Source organism: Streptomyces djakartensis, assembly GCF_014651075.1.
Classification (GTDB): Bacteria; Actinomycetota; Actinomycetes; order Streptomycetales; family Streptomycetaceae; genus Streptomyces; species Streptomyces djakartensis.
The window spans coordinates 156,130-172,332 of the sequence record NZ_BMWE01000005.1; the positions used below are offsets into that span (position 1 = coordinate 156,130).

A 16,203-nucleotide genomic window follows, 5' to 3' on the forward strand; every position below is an offset into this window, starting at 1 on the left:
CGGGGACAGTAAACGACCCGACCCACCAGGCGCCAGTCCATTGCGTCATCGACTTGCTCCGCTGCGTGACGGCTCCGTGCGGTATGCAGGACCCATGACGATGAGGAAGACGACGGACGAGGGGTTCGAGGTCGCCGGGTTGCTGCTCGCCGCCGGGGGCGGGCGGCGGCTCGGCGGGCGTCCCAAGGCCCTGCTCACCCATCACGGCCGGCCACTCGTGGAGCACGCGGTGCGGGCGCTGCGCGAGGGCGGCTGCGCACGGGTCCATGTGGTGCTGGGCGCCCGGTCGGACGAGGTGCGCGCCCGGGCCTCGCTGCCGGGCTGCGTCCTCGTCGACAACCCCGGCTGGGAACAGGGCATGGGGACTTCTTTGCGGGCCGGTCTCGACTCGCTCGCCGGTACGGGCGCCGGCGCCGTCCTGGTCTCGCTCGTCGACCAGCCCGGCATCGGGCCCGAGGCGGTGGCCCGGGTCCTCGGGGCCCTTGCGGACGAGGAGTCACTGGTGTCGGCCGCCTATGACGGGGTCCGCGGCCATCCCGTGCTGTTCGGCGCCGCCCACTGGGCGGGGATCGCGGCGACCGCGACCGGCGACCGGGGCGCGCGCGCCTACCTGAAGGAGCACGTGCGGTCGGTCACGCTCGTCGAGTGCGGGGACGTGGCCCGGCCCTTCGACATCGACACCGAGGCCGACCTCGCCCGCCTCGAATGAAGGCGATTGAACTTCCACCATGAGGAAACTAGTATCCACTCTGCGGCCCGGTGCCGAACCGCCGACTCGTCTTCGCAGCTCGCTGAAGGAAGTGACACTCCATGTCCGCACCAGCGCCGTCCCCGCTGGCCATCGTCGACGCCGAACCCCTGTCCCGGCAGGAGGAGGTCCTCACCGAAGCGGCGCTCGCCTTCGTGGCCGAGCTGCACCGGCGGTTCACCCCGCGGCGTGACGAACTCCTGGCCCGCCGCGCCGAGCGCCGCGCCGAGATCGCCCGCACCTCCACCCTCGACTTCCTCCCGGAGACGGCCGCGATCCGCGCCGACGACTCCTGGCAGGTAGCTCCCGCCCCCGAGGCCCTGAACGACCGCCGGGTCGAGATCACCGGCCCCACCGACCGCAAGATGACCATCAACGCCCTCAACTCCGGCGCCCGGGTGTGGCTCGCGGACTTCGAGGACGCGTCCGCCCCCACGTGGGAGAACGTGGTCCGCGGTCAGCTCAACCTGATCGACGCCTACACCCGGAACATCGACTTCACGGACCCGAGGTCAGGCAAGTCGTACGCCCTGAAGGCGAACGAGGAGCTCGCCACGGTCGTGATGCGCCCGCGTGGCTGGCATCTGAACGAGCGTCATCTCGTGGACGCCGACGGCACCCCGGTGCCCGGCGCGCTCGTCGACTTCGGGCTGTACTTCTTCCACAACGCGAGGCGCCTGCTGGGTCTCGGCAAGGGCCCCTACTTCTACCTCCCCAAGACGGAGTCGCACCTGGAGGCCCGCCTCTGGAACGAGGTGTTCGTCTTCGCGCAGGACTACGTCGGCATCCCGCAGGGCACCGTCCGCGCGACCGTCCTGATCGAGACGATCACGGCCGCGTACGAGATGGAGGAGATCCTCTACGAGCTGCGCGACCACGCCTCCGGGCTGAACGCCGGCCGCTGGGACTACCTGTTCTCCATCGTCAAGAACTTCCGTGACGGCGGTGCCGAGTTCGTCCTGCCGGACCGCAACGCGGTCACGATGACGGCCCCGTTCATGCGCGCGTACACCGAACTCCTCGTCCGCACCTGCCACAAGCGCGGCGCGCACGCGATCGGCGGCATGGCGGCCTTCATCCCGTCCCGCCGGGACGCCGAGGTCAACAAGGTCGCCTTCGAGAAGGTCCGCGCCGACAAGGACCGTGAGGCGAACGACGGTTTCGACGGCTCCTGGGTGGCCCACCCCGACCTGGTGCCGATCGCCATGGAGTCCTTCGACAGGGTCCTCGGCGACAAGCCCCACCAGAAGGACCGGCTGCGCGAGGACGTCGACGTCCGGGCCGCCGACCTGATCGCCATCGACTCGCTGGACGCCAGGCCGACGTACGCGGGCCTGGTCAACGCCGTGCAGGTCGGCATCCGTTACATCGAGGCCTGGCTGCGCGGTCTCGGCGCGGTCGCGATCTTCAACCTGATGGAGGACGCCGCCACCGCCGAGATCTCCCGGTCCCAGATCTGGCAGTGGATCAACGCGGGCGTCGTCCTCGACAACGGCGAGCTGGTCACCGCCGAACTGGCCCGCGAGGTCGCCGCCGAGGAACTCGCGAACATCAAGGCCGAGATCGGCGACGAGGCCTTCGCGGCGGGCACCTGGCAGCAGGCGCACGACCTGCTTCTGAAGGTCGCCCTCGACGAGGACTACGCCGAGTTCCTGACCCTGCCGGCGTACCAGCAGCTCAAGGGCTGACCAGCCGCTACCGCTCCGAGTGGCCCAGGGTCTTCCCCGGGGCCACTCGGTCGCGTACGGCCTTCTTCACGGCCGTCGGCTCGGGGAAGCCCTGCTCGCGCCGATCCCAGACGACCTCGTCACCGACGCGGACGACGAACACCCCGCCCGTGCCGGGCTTCAGGGCCAGCTCCGTCAGCTCGGCCTCGAAGGTCGTCAGCAGCTCCTGCGCCAGCCATGCCGCGCGGGGCAGCCAGCGGCACCGGGTGCAGTACTCGATCTCGACGCGGCCACTCATCCGAGGTGCACCGACCAATCCTGTCGGGCCGCGGGCTTGCCGTGCAGGTCGGGGACCTGCCTGAGCCACGCGGGTCGTCCTTGCTGGTTCCTCGCCGCCCTCAGGGCCTCCTCGGCGGCGATCTCCTCCCCGGAGGGGAAGCCGGTGGGCAGCCAGGCCCCGGAGGAGCGTACGCGCGCGTGGAGGTACTCCACGTAGGCCTCGCGCGCCTCGTCCGTCGTGGCGAACGCCGGGTCGTCCGCGAGCCAGGCGTCCGGGACCTCCGCGAGGATCTTGCGCAGGAGCCGCTCCGTCACCCTGGGCGCGAGCTCAGCGTCGGCGGCCCGGACGTCGGGCCCGTAGTGACCGAGGGCGTGGTGCCGGAAGTCGTAGGCCTTGGCGGGGTCGGTGCCGTCCCAGCGGTGGTGGAAGACGAGGGCGGCACCGTGGTCGATCAGCCACAGGCGCGGGGGTGCGACGCCGAGGGTGGGCCAGACCATCAGGTTGGAGCTGTGGATGGTGCGGTCGACGTTCACGGTCAGAGCGTCGAGCCACACGATCCGCCCCGCCTCCAGAGGATCGACCGGGAAGGCCCGCGCCACCTCGGGCGTGAAGTCCCGGGCGCCCGGCAGGTAGTCCATGCCGAGGTTCACGCCGGCGCTGGCCGCGTGCAGCCCTCGCACCTCCTGGTGCGGTTCGTGGTCCGCGATCGCCGGATCGAAGTGCACCAGCACGAGCTCCGGGAACCGCAGCCCGAGAGCCCGGGCCAGCTCCCCCACGATCACCTCGGCGACCAGCGCCTTGCGGCCCTGTGCGGAGCCCGTGAACTTCACGACGTAGGTGCCCAGGTCGTCGGCCTCGACGACGCCGGGGACGGAGCCGCCGGATCGCAGCGGTGCGATGTAACGGGTCGCGGTGACCTCTTTCAGCATTGGTGAATCGTACGGACTGGACGACGGGTCCGTCATGACACAGATCCGTCACCCGGGAGGTGACGGGAGCGACCACGTCCCCGCGTTCGCCCCCCTTTGACGACATAAGACGCCGAATCATAAACAATGGCCAAAATGCCTGGAACGTGCCTGTTGTATGGAGCATCGACACACAACGGGAGTGCAGAGCATGGCCAAGGACACCACGGACGCGGGCCCGCCACCGTCCGCGAGCCTGAAGCCCGACGCGATCGGGTTTCTGGACGCGCTGGTCATCGGGCTCAACGCGACCTCCCCCGCGTACTCCGTGGCGGCGGTCATCGGCCCGGTCGTGGCGCTGGTGGGCATCTACGCGCCGGGGGTGATGCTCGCGTCGTTCGTGCCCATGCTGCTGATCGCGTCGGCGTTCTACTACCTCAACAAGGCCGACCAGGACTGCGGCACGACCTTCTCGTGGGTCACCCGGGCCATGGGGCCGTGGGCGGGATGGCTCGGCGGCTGGGCCATCGCGATGACCGGTGTGCTGGTGGTCGGTTCGCTCGCGGACGTCGCGGTGACCTTCTTCCTGCTCGCCGTCGGCCTGGACGGCTGGGCGGACGACGACGTCGTACGCCAGGTGCTCACGGTGCTGCTCGTCCTGGTGATGACGGCCGTCTGTGTGATCGGCACGGAGCTGTCGGCGAAGGTGCAGAACGTCCTCATCCTTGCGCAGGTGATCTGTCTGCTCGTCTTCGCCGTGGTGGCGCTCTACCGGGTGTACGCCGGCACCGGCACCCTCGACTCCGTCGAACCGAGGCTCGGCTGGCTGGACCCGTTCGGCGCCGGCGGTGCCCCCCTGACCGCGTCCTTGCTGCTCGGCGTGTTCGTCTACTGGGGCTGGGAGTCCGCGGTCAACCTCACCGAGGAGGTCGAGGACTCCGCGACCGCCCCCGGCAAGGCGGCCGTGTGGTCGACGGTGCTGCTGCTGGTGACCTACGTCGCGGTCGCCTTCGCGGTCGTGGCCTACGCCGGAACCGGCTACCTCGCCGAGAACGCGGCCGAGGAGGAGTTCGTCTTCGCGCTGCTCGCCGAAGAGGCGATGGGCGGCTGGGACTGGGTCGTGCTGCTGGCCGTCTCCACGTCCGCGCTCGCCTCCACGCAGACGACGATCATCCCGGCGTCCCGCACCGGCCTGTCGATGGCACGCCGGCACGCGCTGCCCGCGCGGTTCGGCCGCATCCATCCGCGGTTCCGCACCCCCGACGTGAGCACCTGGTGGGTCGCCGGCATCGCCATCGTCTGGTATCTCGTCCTCTTCCGCATCAGCGAGAACGCCCTCTTCGACTCCCTTACCGCGCTGTCCCTGCTGATCGCGTTCTACTACGCGCTCACCGGCATCGCGTGCGCGGTCTACTACCGCCACCGACTGACCCGAAGCGTCCGCGACTTCTTCCTGATCGGCCTCGGCCCGCTGGTCGGTGCCGGACTGCTGACCTGGCTGCTCGTGGAGTCCGTGTCGGACATGGCCGATCCCGCCAACTCCTACAGCGGCGCGTCCTGGCTCGGGCTCGGTCCCCCGCTCGTCATCGGCATCGGCATCACCGTCACGGGGGTGGTCCTCATGGTCGTGTGGCGGCTGACGGCCCCCGCGTTCTGGTCGGAACGCCCCGGCACGGCCGACGCCGACCTCGCTCACCGCGACTCTTGAATCGCCCGTGCGCTCGGCGCCGGCGCCGTCATGAGCCGTTCGAACGTCGCCTCGTGAGCGGCGTGAAGACGTACAGGTCGAGGATCTCGGGCCGTGGCGCGACACCGGGGCCGCCCTCTCGCACCCAGGAGACGACGTCCTCGGTGGCGGCGGGGTCGTTGACCAGGCCCAGCCACACCGGCCGCGCACCGGCGGCCCGCCCCTCGGCGGACGGCTGGACGACGATGACATTGGCCTGGTCGCAGACGTCGAGACAGTCCGAGACGCGCACGGGAGCAGCGGCGCGCAGGCGCTCGGTCTGGGCGGCGTGATCGACGCCGGTCACCTTCCGGCTGCCGCAGCAGCAGTCCCGGCAGACGACGATGCGGCAGGGAGCCCCTCCGGCCGGCCTCGCGGACACGCCGCACCTTCCTCTCTCCGGGGAGATCCGCCCCGGTGGTTCGTCGAGGAGGCGACCGCGTGAGTCTCCTGGCTCTCGGTTCCGATGCCGGCTCCCGGCCTCCCGCACGTGCGCGGGCAGTGGCCTGCCGGGAGCGGCTCACCGATCACAGTGGCGGGACCGCGCCGGATTCACACCGGCTTCCTCGTTCCGCCGTCGCCTTGTCTCCGGTCATCATTCCATGCGGTCGGAAAGGCGTTCGGTCCGGCCGGTGGGCTCGCATACGGTGAGATCCGTGGGGCGCTGGACCGGGATGGGGGAGTTCCGTGCCGCGCCTGGGTGCGTCTCGGTGCCGGTGAAGGCGTCGGGGTGCCGGTGGGAGCAGCGGTTCACCGTCCGGACGGCCGACCCGCACCGCGGGGAGCGGAACTCCTCACCGGAAGCGGAGTCGGCGCTGCCGTCCGGGGAGCGCCGGCAGGTGACGTTCCTGCGCGCTGATCCGGTGGTGTCGGAGCTGGAGCCGGGCGAGAAGGCCGTGGGCGTGATCTGGCAGGGGCAGGTCGTCGAGGTGCGGGACGACGGCGGACGGCGGCAGCGGACGTCCGACTCGCCCGTGGGGTGGCCCGAGGACCGCCTCGGCGGCGCGATGATCCGCCTCTCGTTCGGCCTGCCCGCGCTCATCGGTGGCGCCTGGCCGCTGTTCGCGCGGGGCGACCGGCGTCATGGGAGGGCGGCCTCGGTGGTGCGGGGGCACGGCGTCGGCATGGCCGGCGCGGCCGTGCTGACGCTCTGGGCACAGTCCGCCGGCGACTGGGCGCTCTGGTCGGTCCCGGCGGTGTGGGGGCCGCTCGCGCTGCTCGCCCTGCGTCCATGACGGCGTCCGTCGTCGCCGCTCTCCGGGGGGACCTGGACGACGATGTCCCGCCCGGGCCGGGGCCGGACACGGCGGCAACGGCAACAGGTCCGGGTCACTCCTGAGCCCGGACGGCGTCGCACCGTGCGGTGCGGCCGCATTCGGCGGACCGGGCCCGGAGGGGAACGCCGTTGGCGCGAAGTACCTCGCGGACGTCGAGGATCAGGGGGAAGACCTCGTGGTTGCGGTCCTCGCCCTGCTCGTCCCAGGCCCGCTGCTCGGCTTCCACGGCCATGCGGTCCTCGGCGAACACGCGCTCGGTGAAACGCCGGATGAACGGCCAGGCCAGCTGGAGCAGACCGGGGATCCCGGGCTTCTCGATCATGAGCAGGCCGTAGGCGTGGCAGGTGCGCTGCTCGGCGTCCTCGGGTACGTAAGCGGCCCAGAGGCGGAAGGCCGGGCGGTCGGCGTTCTCCGGGACCAGGTCGAGGGTCTGGTACGGGTACTCGGTGCGGATGGTCATGACGTCGGCGGTGCCGCCGCCCAGGCCCTCGGCGGCCAGCAGGCCGGCGCTGCGGTTCCGCTTCCCGCCCGAGTGCGTGAACAGGTACCTGGCCTCCACCGACCGCTCGTCGGCCTGGTATCCCAGCAGTCGGGGGTGGAGCCTGCCGACGACGCCGCGGTGGAGGAACTGGTGGTTCATGTCGAGGAGGTTCTCGTGCATGAACGAGTAGTGGCAGCGCACGGTCCGGGAGTACGTCATCGTCCGGTACCGCGGTGAGCCGAAGTCCGGCAGTTCGGGCAGGGGCGTGGCCGCCGCCCGCAGCGGGTCGCCCGGGAAGACGAACACCAGGCCGTACGCCTCGCGGACGGGGTAGCCGCGCACGCCGCGGGGTGGGCGGCGGTCGCCTTTCGCCAGGTACGGGATCTGCGAGATGCGGCCGTCACCGCGGTAGGCCCAGGCGTGGTAGCGGCAGCGGAGGGTCTCGCCCTCCACGACTCCCATGCTCAGCGGGACCTGCCGGTGGGCGCAGCGGTCCTCCAGGGCGTGGACCTCGCCGCTGCTGCCGCGGAAGAGGGCGATGCGTTCGCCGGCGAACGCGGTCGCCGTCACCTGCTCACGCCGCACCCGCCGGGACAGGGCGACCGGGTACCAGTGGTCGGGGTTCGCACCCACCCTCCGGAGGTCGGCCCTGGCGGAAGCCGGCTCGCCGGAGGCCGGGCTCTGATCGTTTCCGGCCTGGGTGGCGGGGGTGGTGGCCCGGTCGGTCTCGGTCATACCTCTCCTCGCAGCAGGCACGGCACGCACAGCCACCCGGCCGAGCCGGGACCGGCACGGCCCGCCCGTCACGGCGGACACTCCTCGGCACCCTCACCCTGACCGCCGCCCGCCGTCGGCGCCCTGCCGGAGAGTCCGGACGGGTGAGCGGCCGCCGCCCGGCCGGCGGCCCGCACGAGCCGCCTCGGCGGCGGACTGCCCGGCATCCCGGCCGCATCCACGGAACAGAGCGACCCGAACCCGCGTGGTTACACCGCTAGGGACGCGCACCGCACCACGGCCGACCCCCACGAAACAGAGCCACCCGACCTCGCACGGACCGCGAAGCGACGGACGCGCGCATCGGCATCCCGGCCGCGGAACGCGGGACAGGGCCGCCCGGGGGCGCGGGCGGTGCCGGCGGTCTACGCGTCGCGCAGCGGGTTGGGCAGCGGCAGGTAGCGGGCGTCCGCGCCGTTCGCGTTCGTCCAGCGGAGCAGCAGGTTGGTCTTGCCCGGGAGGGTGGGTGAGGCGAGCAGCGCGGGGATCTCGGGGAGGCCGTGACGGGCGAGTTCGCGGCGGGCGGCGGGCCACGGGTCGAAGCCGGGGTGGCGTTCGGTGAGGGCGCCGGCGATCTCCATGAGGTGGTTGACGACCAGGCAGTACACGAGCCGCTCCCAGCCGGCTTCCCGCGACACCTCCGGCAGCAGCTTGACGCCCTCGGCGTCCCGGTACAGCGTCTGCACGGGTATGCCGGCGGCGTCCACGGCGACCAGGGTGTTCTGCAGATGGGCCTCGACGACGACGCCGTGCCCGGCGAAGGCCTCCAGCACCGGGGGCACGGCCTGCGCGAGATACGCCTGCCACCAGGCGGCGGGATCGGGGGCACGGTCGAGGGGACTGCCGTCGAAGCCCTCGACGAGCCCGGCGGCGAGCAGCGGGGTCGCGCCGGGCAGGAGGCGCCCGCCGAAGCCGTCGCGGACGAGGACGGCCAGGGCCTCGAAGGCGAAGTCGGCGGTGCGGTAGCCGCGGTCGCTGAGCCAGGCCGAGCGGCCGTCGCACGTGTCGAAGGCGGCGCCCACGGCCGCGTCGGTCCGGCGCAGCGCGAGCAGGTCGTGGCGCCACAGCCGGCGGATGTCGTTGGTGATGCGCACGTCCAGGCTGAACTTGAGGAAGAGGTCCTGGTCGGGCGCGTAGAGCGTGCGGATCGCGGCCGTCGGCCAGGCCTCGCAGGCGGTCGTTCCGAGCCGGACGAGTCTGCCGTCCGCGAAGGCGGCGGCGAGCTCCTGGCCGGCCAGGTCGAGCTGCCAGGGGTGGGCGGGCAGCAGCCGGTAGCCGGGCGGGGCCGCGCCGAGGGCGTCGAGGGCGGAGGTGTCGCCCTCCTCTACGACGGTGTCCTCCCGCAGTCCGAGCAGGGTCAGCGGGAACCGGGCGTACGCCTCGGGCGCGTACGGCAGCCAGCCGGCGGCGGGCCCGCCCCCGCGCGCCTTGGGGGCGGGGTGATGGGTGTGGCCGGTGAGGAGGCACTGCTCGGAACGCCGGTAGGGGTCCTCGGGCGGGGCCTTCCCCGCGCGGGCGGCGAGCAGCGCGGCCACGGCGTCCCGGCTGTCGATCATCTCGGCGGGCAGTTCGTGGTTGGACAGCCCGGTGTGCCGGCGGAGCTCCTCGGCGACGAGTTTGACCAGTTCCGTGTGGCCGACGGGGCGCCAGCGGCCCGCGACGCGGAGTTCGGGTCCGGCGGGACGCCGCGTGCCGCGCACGCGCAGCAGGCGGTCTCCGCCGGGCAGCCGGTAGATCCGGTACCGGCCCTCCCGACGCACCGGCCGGGCCACCTCCCGCAGCAGACAGTTCAGCAGCGGCACGGCGGCGTACGCGTCGGCGGCGTACGCGTCGGCGGCGCAGCCGTCGGCTGTGATGTCGCCGTGGCCGGAGTCACCGTCGGCGGGCGGGGGCATGAGGTCCACGCGATCCACTCGTTCCCTGTGTTCCCTGCGGTCCGTGAGGACCTCCGGGCGGAGATGATCAGTATGTATGCGTCATCCCGTCGTGACGCCCTATTCGTACCCGAGGAGCCCGCTCGTGCACCGTTCCCCCACCGCCGAGGCCGAGATCGCCGACGAGCTGGCCGTCGTGCGGCCCGGTCTTCTGCCCCGGTACGAGGCAGAACTGCCCGGTGCCCGGGCGGCCGTACTGTCCCGGCTGTGGCGCGGTATCGCCCACGATCCGCTGCCCTGGGTCGCCCGCAGGGACCTGGGCCGGGACGGCCTGTCCCTGCGTCTGTCCGACGGCCGGCGGCTGCACGGCCCGCGGCCGGATCCGTACGCGACCGGCGCGTGCGTCACCGTCGTACGGCTCGGCGAGGCGGAGTACGACGATCCGGCTCGGCTGGTGACCGATCTCGCCGTACCGCACTCCGCGTCCTTCGCCGCCGAAGTGGGCCACAGCGTCGCCTCGTTGGCGCTGTCGAGGGCGGCGCAGGAGGGGCGCCGCCCGGACGAGTGGCCGGAGAGCGACTGGGGGTGGGAGCAGCGGATCGTCGACGGGCATCCGTTCCACCCGGCGTGCCGCTCCCGGCCCGGTTTCTCGGTGGCCGAGCAGTTCGCCTACGGGCCCGAGCACCGGCCGGTCGTGGAGCTCGGGCTGGTGCCGGTGCGGGCGGAGGAGTGCTTGGTGACCGGTGCGTGGCCGCGGGAGCTGCGGGACGGGGAGCGGGTGGTGCTGCCGGTGCATCCGTGGCAGGCGGCGCATGTGCTGAAGCGGGCGTGCGAGGAGCGGCTGACCGCGCATCCCCTGATGTCCCTGCGGACGCTCGCCCTGCCCGGCGGGCCGCACGTCAAGACGGCGCTCAGCGCCCGGCTGACGTCGTCGGTGCGGGACATCTCGCTGCCCTCGGTCGCCGCGTCCGCCGTGCTGTCGGACTTCGCCGAGGCGCCGGCGGCGCGCTTGGACGGACTGCTGCACATGACCCGCACGCTGGGCGCGGCGGCGGCCGGTTCCCCGGACCTCGCGGCCGTGCTGCGGGAGTCGCCGCGGGCGTACGCGGCGAGCGGCGAACGTGTCCTGCCGGTGGCGGCGCTCGCCACCACCTCGCTCCCCCGCTCGCCTGGCTGGCTGGCGGCCTTCGCGCGGCTCGCCCTGACCGTCGGGCTGCGGATGCTGGAGCTGGGTGTGGCCCTGGAGGCGCACGGTCAGAACCTGCTGGTGGTCCTCTCGCCGGCGGGTGATCCGCTGCGGCTGGTCTACCGGGACCTGGCCGACATCCGGGTCAGCCCGGCCCGCCTCACCCGGCACGGCATCACGGTGCCGGACCTGCCCGCCCGCATGGTCACGGACGACCAACGCGCGCTCCGGCGCAAGCTGTTCGGCTCCCTGGTGGCGGGCGCGCTGGCCGGCACGGCCGGGTCGGGGGCGGCCCTCGCCCAGGCGCTGGAGGCGGCCCTGCGGGATCTGCCGCGCACCCCGGACCTCGCGGCGCTGCGCGCCGGCCCGCTGCCCACGAAGGCGCTCACGCTGATGCGGCTCTCCCCGCGGACGGCCGGGGACCAGTGGGCGGAGCTGCCCAATCCCCTCGTCTGAGCCTCGTTTTGGAGCAGGGAACCGGCGATCAATAGGATCCGCCGATGATCACAAGAAAACGGCCGGCGGCAGTGGCGTGTGCCCTGCTCGCCATGTTGACGGCCGGGCTCGCCTTCCCGGCCGGCGCGGCCGCCGGTGAACCCACGGGCCAGGACGCCCCCAAGGTCGACCTCGTCCTCGATGTCAGCGGTTCGATGCGGGCACGGGACATCGACGGACAGTCGCGGATGGCCGCCGCGAAACAGGCGTTCAACGAGGTGCTCGACGCGACGCCCGAGGAGGTGGAACTCGGCATCCGCACTCTCGGAGCCGACTACCCCGGGGACGACCGGAAGACCGGCTGCAAGGACACCGCGCAGCTCTACCCGGTCGGCCCGCTGGACCGCACCGAGGCCAAGACGGCCGTCGCCACGCTGACCCCGACGGGGTGGACGCCGATCGGCCCGGCCCTGCTGAAGGCGGCCGGCGACCTGGACGGCGGGAACGGCTCCAAGCGCATCGTGCTGATCAGCGACGGCGAGGACACCTGCGCCCCGCTCGACCCGTGCGAGGTCGCCCGCGAGATCGCCGCCAAGGGCATCGGGCTGACCATCGACACGCTGGGTCTCGTGCCGACCGCCAAGCTGAGCCGGCAGTTGAGCTGCATCGCCGAGGCCACCGGCGGCACCTACACATCCGTCGAGCATCAGGACCAACTCACCGACCGTGTGAACCAGTTGGTGGTCCGGGCGGCCGAACCCGTGGTGACGCCGGTGGCCACCCGGGGCGCGGCCGGGTGTACCGGGGCGCCGACGCTGAAGTCCGGCCTGTTCACCGACCGGGAGGAGTTCGGCAAGCAGCGCTGGTACCGCGTCGACGTCCTCCCGGGCCAGGAACTGCGGGCCTCGGTGAGCGTGGCGGCGGACCGGGCGGTGAACCCGGACTACGGGGTGCTGCTGCGGGCCGTCACCGTCCACGGCCGGGAGATCGTGCGCGGTGAGGCGGCCGGCACCGGCCGTACCGACGTGATCTCGACGGGTCTGCGGTATCCGAAGCCCGAGCGCGAGGACTCCGACGGCGACAAGCCGGCGGCGGAGACGGTGTGCCTCGCGGTCACCAACTCCTACTCGGCCGTCTCCGGCGTGAAGACGACGCCCGGTCTGCCGCTGGAGCTGACGGTCGACGTCGTGGACGGGCCGTCGCAGGCGGACGACGTGGCCTCCTTCGGTCTCGGCCGGGGCTGGTGGCTGCTGGGCGCGCTGATCCTCACCGGCTTCCTCGCCGGTCTCGTCTGGGGCTGGCTGTCGCGCTGGCGGGTTGCGATCTGGAGGACCAACTGATGCGAACCGTGAGCGTGTTGAGCGCCGCACTGCTGGCCCTCGGCCTGGCGGCCGCCCCGGCCGCCGCCGACTCCTCGCCGAGCCCGTCGGCGGACGGCGAGGCGGCCCCCACCCGGGCGGGCACGTCGTTCCGTACGGCGACGGAGATCGAGCAGGGGCGGCAGGCCACGGCGAGCGGCTCCACCGGTGACTACCTGTACTGGTCGTTCCCCGCCGACACCGGACAGCGCCCCACGGTCCGTGCGACGGTGAAGCTCCCTCAGGCGCACGCCTCCCAGACCTGGCAGGTCGACGTCTACGACGGACTGCGCCGCCGCCAGGCCTGCCAGTACGGGGCGCAGACGCGTACCGCGGCGGCGGACGCCCCCTCGGTGGAGCTGGCCTGTGTACTGCGCACGGTGCGCGCCTGGTCGGAGCCGTGGGCCGACGACCCGCTGCCCGGCACGTACTACGTCCGTCTCACCGCCATCGGCGTGCCCACCTCCGACCTCGGTCTCCCGGTCGGCTCCGAAGTGCGGGTGGACTCCGCGGACATCGGCGGTTCGGCCGCGGTGGACGGCTCGCTCGCAAAGCCGCTGGTGCCGGGGATCGCGACCCGGCCCGAGGAGGAGCAGGAGGACGCGGCGGTGCTGGCCGGCCTGGAGCCCGAGGACGGCTGGAGCTCGGGCCGGTGGTCGGACCGGTGGGTGTGGACCGCGCTCGGCGGCGCGCTGGCCGCGCTCGCGGGTGTCGGCGGCTACGCGCTGACGCGCGGGCCGGGCCGTCCGGCCCGGGTGCCTCCGAACGCCTGACGCCGCCTAGGAAGGCCCGCTTCGGCGGGCCTTCCCTCATGCCTCGCGGAGCGCCTTCGCGAGGGTGCCCTCGCCGGTCACCTCGATCCGCCCCTCCCGCACGGCCTGGGCCAGGCTCAGCTCTCCCCGGCCGAGGGCCGTGCAGGTGCCGGTGTCCAGGACCAGCCGGGCGTCCGGCTCACCGGGAGCGGGCCCGTCCCCGTACACGGGGCCGTCCTCGGCACCGGCGCGCAGGTGGAACAGCCCTTCCTCCAGGCGGACTTCGACGAGCCCCTCCCCGTCGAGCAGGCGCAGCAGCGGCAGGGCGAACCAGTGGGCCCGCACCGCGTCCGTGGGGCGCCGCTCGCCGAGCTCCGCCTGCCCCCATGCCCCGAGGGCCTGGAGCACGGGCAGCAAATCCCGTCCCCGCGCCGTGACTTCGTACACGTAGGCCGCTCCGGGCGGGGGCAGCCGGCGGCGGGTCGCGAGGCCGTCACGCTCCATGTCCTTCAGCCGGGAGGCAAGGACGTCCGTGCTGACGCCGGGCAGGTCGGCGTGCAGGTCGGTGTAGCGGCGGGGACCGGCGAGGAGCTCCCGGACGATCAGCAGGGTCCAGCGGTCGCCGACGACATCGAGTGCGCGGGCGGCGGAACAGTACTGGTCGTAGCTTCGGCGAGGTGGCATGCGACGCAGTCTAGACAAGTTGTTGGACTTTCCAAGCCGCTACTTGGTAAAACCAAGCAACACCAGATTCCGGAGGGGAAGCGCGCATGGAGTTCCGGCAGTCGAGCAAGCTGAGCGAGGTCTGTTACGAGATCCGCGGCCCGGTCATAGAACACGCCAACGCGCTGGAGGAGGCCGGCCACAGCGTGCTCCGCCTGAACACCGGCAATCCCGCGCTCTTCGGTTTCGAGGCGCCGGAGGAGATCCTCCAGGACATGATCCGGATGCTGCCCCAGGCGCACGGCTACACCGACTCGCGGGGCATCCTCTCGGCCCGCCGGGCGGTCGCCCAGCGCTACCAGACGCTGGGCCTGGACGTCGGAGTCGACGACGTCTTCCTCGGCAACGGCGTCTCCGAGCTGGTCTCCATGGCCGTGCAGGCGCTGATCGAGGACGGCGACGAGATCCTCATCCCCGCCCCGGACTTCCCCCTGTGGACGGCGGTGACCACCCTCGCCGGCGGCAAGGCGGTCCACTACCTGTGCGACGAGCAGGCCGACTGGTACCCGGACCTGGACGACATGGCGTCGAAGATCACCGACCGGACCAAGGCGGTCGTGATCATCAACCCCAACAACCCGACCGGCGCGGTCTACCCCAGGGAGATCGTCGAGGGCATCCTCGACCTGGCCCGGCGGCACGGCCTGATGGTGTTCGCCGACGAGATCTACGACCAGATCCTCTACGACGACGCCGTGCACCACTCGGCCGCCGCCCTCGCCCCCGATCTCGTGGTCCTCACCTTCTGCGGCCTGTCGAAGACGTACCGCGTGGCGGGCTTCCGCTCCGGCTGGATGGTGGTCACCGGCCCCAGGCAGCACGCCAAGGACTACCTGGAGGGCCTCACCATGCTGGCCTCCATGCGGCTGTGCGCCAACGCGCCCGCGCAGTACGCCATCCAGGCCGCGCTCGGCGGCCGGCAGTCCATCGGCGAACTGACCGCTCCCGGCGGGCGGCTGCGGGAGCAGCGCGATGTCGCCTGGGAGAAGCTCAACGAGATCCCCGGCGTGACGTGCGTGAAGCCGAAGGGCGCGCTGTACGCCTTCCCGCGGCTGGATCCCAAGGTGCACCCGATCCACGACGACGAGCGGTTCGTACTGGACCTGCTGCTGCGGGAGAAGATCCAGGTGGTCCAGGGCACGGGCTTCAACTGGCCGGCTCCTGATCACTTCCGCATCCTCACGCTGCCCCGGGCCGAGGACCTGGAGGCGGCGATCGGGCGGATCGGGCGGTTCCTCGGCGGCTACCGGCAGTAGAGGCGGTTGTCAGTGGCGGGTCGTAGCCTTCGAGCAGGTGGGGCGCGTGCTTCGGATGCCGCCCCCGGCCGGAGAGGAGCGCGCCGTGACCCGACCGCCGACCGCCGCGCAGCGGCGGGTCATCGACGCCGCCGACCCGGTGACCGGGCGGCTGCGGGGTACCGAGGCCCAGCTCGCTTCGCTGGTGAAGCGGGGGCTGGCCTTCCGGCATCCGAGGCCGCCGCACGACTGTTTTCTGACCCCGGAGGGGCACCGGGTGCGGCAGGGCGTGGCGGAGGTGCCTCAGCCCGCCGCCGAGGCCCCCGCCGGCGCCGGTGTGTTCGCCGCGCGCGTCGGCGGCGAGGAGCCGGGGCCACAGGCCGGGCCCGCCCGGCGCCGTGAGGTGCACAGTGCCTGGCAGGGGCTGCTGGAGCTGCGCCGGATGACCAATCCGGACGGCTCCGTGGACCGGCCCTGCGGCTGGGAGCGTACGCATCTGGTGCAGGCCGCCGCGCTCGCGCTGGAAGCGGCCGGACACCGCCCGGCCGGAGGGGACGAGGGGGGATACCGGGTGCGGGAGACCCCGCAGCCGGAGGCCGTCGCCGTGTACGAGCCGGACGGCGAGGAACTGCGGGCCTGCGCGGCGACTCTGGAGGGGGCAGGCTGGCAGGTGAGCGAGCACCGCGAGCCGCGCGCCGGCACCCGCTATCTCCTGGCTTCACCACGCCGAGCGTGATGAGCATGCCAAGATCGGTGGACCGTTGTGTACGCCACGAGAG

General features: G+C 72.7%; 15 protein-coding genes and 1 riboswitch. Of the genes, 9 read left to right on the forward strand and 6 right to left on the reverse strand.

The window, feature by feature from the left end:
- Positions 1–94: 94 nt before the first annotated feature.
- Both IE212_RS10525 and aceB read left to right on the forward strand, forming a co-directional pair.
- The gene (locus tag IE212_RS10525; RefSeq protein WP_190197488.1) at positions 95–709 is read left to right on the forward strand and encodes a nucleotidyltransferase family protein; all 615 of its coding nucleotides are present in this window, start codon (positions 95–97) and stop codon (positions 707–709) included.
- Between the two features lie 101 nt (positions 710–810).
- Positions 811–2,436 (forward strand): malate synthase A, encoded by a 1,626-nt coding sequence (gene aceB, locus IE212_RS10530; RefSeq protein ID WP_190197489.1) that lies wholly within the window; start codon positions 811–813, stop codon positions 2,434–2,436.
- 7 nt (positions 2,437–2,443) lie between these two features.
- Here aceB and IE212_RS10535 read toward each other — a convergent pair whose 3' ends face one another.
- Both IE212_RS10535 and IE212_RS10540 read right to left on the reverse strand, forming a co-directional pair.
- Entirely contained in the window at positions 2,444–2,713 is a 270-nt protein-coding gene (locus IE212_RS10535; protein ID WP_190197490.1) for an Rdx family protein, read from the reverse strand.
- A complete protein-coding gene (locus IE212_RS10540) occupies positions 2,710–3,624 on the reverse strand; it encodes a HipA family kinase (protein ID WP_190197491.1) in 915 nt (304 codons plus the stop codon). The genes IE212_RS10535 and IE212_RS10540 overlap by 4 nt, the downstream gene beginning before the upstream one ends.
- A 190-nt stretch (positions 3,625–3,814) precedes the next feature.
- Between IE212_RS10540 and IE212_RS10545 the strand changes: the two genes are divergently transcribed.
- Positions 3,815–5,311 carry an APC family permease gene (locus IE212_RS10545; RefSeq protein ID WP_190197492.1) on the forward strand — a complete coding sequence of 499 codons (1,497 nt, stop codon included), beginning with the start codon at positions 3,815–3,817 and terminating at the stop codon, positions 5,309–5,311.
- Positions 5,312–5,339: 28 nt separating this feature from the next.
- Here IE212_RS10545 and IE212_RS10550 read toward each other — a convergent pair whose 3' ends face one another.
- The gene (locus tag IE212_RS10550; RefSeq protein ID WP_190197493.1) at positions 5,340–5,711 is read right to left on the reverse strand and encodes a (2Fe-2S) ferredoxin domain-containing protein; all 372 of its coding nucleotides are present in this window, start codon (positions 5,709–5,711) and stop codon (positions 5,340–5,342) included.
- A gap of 46 nt (positions 5,712–5,757) precedes the next feature.
- Positions 5,758–5,947: riboswitch (cobalamin riboswitch) on the reverse strand.
- Between the two features lie 38 nt (positions 5,948–5,985).
- On the opposite strand from IE212_RS10550, the gene IE212_RS10555 reads away from it, so the two are divergent.
- On the forward strand, positions 5,986–6,564 hold the full coding sequence (locus IE212_RS10555; RefSeq protein WP_190197494.1) for a hypothetical protein: 579 nt from the start codon (positions 5,986–5,988) through the stop codon (positions 6,562–6,564).
- Between the two features lie 94 nt (positions 6,565–6,658).
- On the opposite strand, the gene IE212_RS10560 is transcribed toward IE212_RS10555, so the two are convergent.
- On the reverse strand, positions 6,659–7,822 hold the full coding sequence (locus tag IE212_RS10560) for a Rieske 2Fe-2S domain-containing protein (RefSeq protein ID WP_190197495.1): 1,164 nt from the start codon (positions 7,820–7,822) through the stop codon (positions 6,659–6,661).
- 404 nt (positions 7,823–8,226) lie between these two features.
- Complete coding sequence (locus tag IE212_RS10565) at positions 8,227–9,774, reverse strand: IucA/IucC family protein (protein ID WP_373301371.1); 1,548 nt, start codon at positions 9,772–9,774, stop codon at positions 8,227–8,229.
- 106 nt (positions 9,775–9,880) lie between these two features.
- Here IE212_RS10565 and IE212_RS10570 point away from each other — a divergent pair, with 106 nt between their 5' ends.
- Genes IE212_RS10570 through IE212_RS10580 form a run of 3 tightly spaced genes read left to right on the forward strand, consistent with a single transcriptional unit; the run spans position 9,881 to position 13,487 of the window.
- Positions 9,881–11,377, forward strand: a complete 1,497-nt coding sequence (locus tag IE212_RS10570; protein WP_190197496.1) for an IucA/IucC family protein — start codon at positions 9,881–9,883, stop codon at positions 11,375–11,377.
- A 44-nt stretch (positions 11,378–11,421) separates the two neighbouring features.
- Positions 11,422–12,696, forward strand: coding sequence for a VWA domain-containing protein (locus IE212_RS10575; RefSeq protein ID WP_190197497.1), 1,275 nt, complete (start codon positions 11,422–11,424; stop codon positions 12,694–12,696).
- Positions 12,696–13,487, forward strand: coding sequence for a hypothetical protein (locus IE212_RS10580; RefSeq protein ID WP_190197498.1), 792 nt, complete (start codon positions 12,696–12,698; stop codon positions 13,485–13,487). Before IE212_RS10575 ends, IE212_RS10580 begins: the two co-directional genes overlap by 1 nt.
- A gap of 36 nt (positions 13,488–13,523) precedes the next feature.
- Here IE212_RS10580 and IE212_RS10585 read toward each other — a convergent pair whose 3' ends face one another.
- Positions 13,524–14,150 (reverse strand): winged helix-turn-helix transcriptional regulator, encoded by a 627-nt coding sequence (locus tag IE212_RS10585; RefSeq protein ID WP_190197499.1) that lies wholly within the window; start codon positions 14,148–14,150, stop codon positions 13,524–13,526.
- 86 nt (positions 14,151–14,236) lie between these two features.
- Here IE212_RS10585 and IE212_RS10590 point away from each other — a divergent pair, with 86 nt between their 5' ends.
- Positions 14,237–15,445, forward strand: coding sequence for a pyridoxal phosphate-dependent aminotransferase (locus IE212_RS10590; protein ID WP_190197500.1), 1,209 nt, complete (start codon positions 14,237–14,239; stop codon positions 15,443–15,445).
- A gap of 85 nt (positions 15,446–15,530) precedes the next feature.
- Positions 15,531–16,160, forward strand: coding sequence for a hypothetical protein (locus IE212_RS10595; RefSeq protein ID WP_190197501.1), 630 nt, complete (start codon positions 15,531–15,533; stop codon positions 16,158–16,160).
- Positions 16,161–16,203: the final 43 nt, after the last annotated feature.

Bases quoted from the DNA above. Each gene is read 5' to 3' on its own strand.
- IE212_RS10535 (WP_190197490.1), bottom strand. From the start codon at position 2,713: ATGAGTGGCCGCGTCGAGATCGAGTACTGCACCCGGTGCCGCTGGCTG.
- aceB (WP_190197489.1), top strand. From the start codon at position 811: ATGTCCGCACCAGCGCCGTCCCCGCTGGCCATCGTCGACGCCGAACCC.
- IE212_RS10540 (WP_190197491.1), bottom strand. From the start codon at position 3,624: ATGCTGAAAGAGGTCACCGCGACCCGTTACATCGCACCGCTGCGATCC.
- IE212_RS10525 (WP_190197488.1), top strand. From the start codon at position 95: ATGACGATGAGGAAGACGACGGACGAGGGGTTCGAGGTCGCCGGGTTG.
- IE212_RS10575 (WP_190197497.1), top strand. From the start codon at position 11,422: ATGATCACAAGAAAACGGCCGGCGGCAGTGGCGTGTGCCCTGCTCGCC.
- IE212_RS10545 (WP_190197492.1), top strand. From the start codon at position 3,815: ATGGCCAAGGACACCACGGACGCGGGCCCGCCACCGTCCGCGAGCCTG.
- IE212_RS10580 (WP_190197498.1), top strand. From the start codon at position 12,696: ATGCGAACCGTGAGCGTGTTGAGCGCCGCACTGCTGGCCCTCGGCCTG.
- IE212_RS10560 (WP_190197495.1), bottom strand. From the start codon at position 7,822: ATGACCGAGACCGACCGGGCCACCACCCCCGCCACCCAGGCCGGAAAC.
- IE212_RS10585 (WP_190197499.1), bottom strand. From the start codon at position 14,150: ATGCCACCTCGCCGAAGCTACGACCAGTACTGTTCCGCCGCCCGCGCA.
- IE212_RS10590 (WP_190197500.1), top strand. From the start codon at position 14,237: ATGGAGTTCCGGCAGTCGAGCAAGCTGAGCGAGGTCTGTTACGAGATC.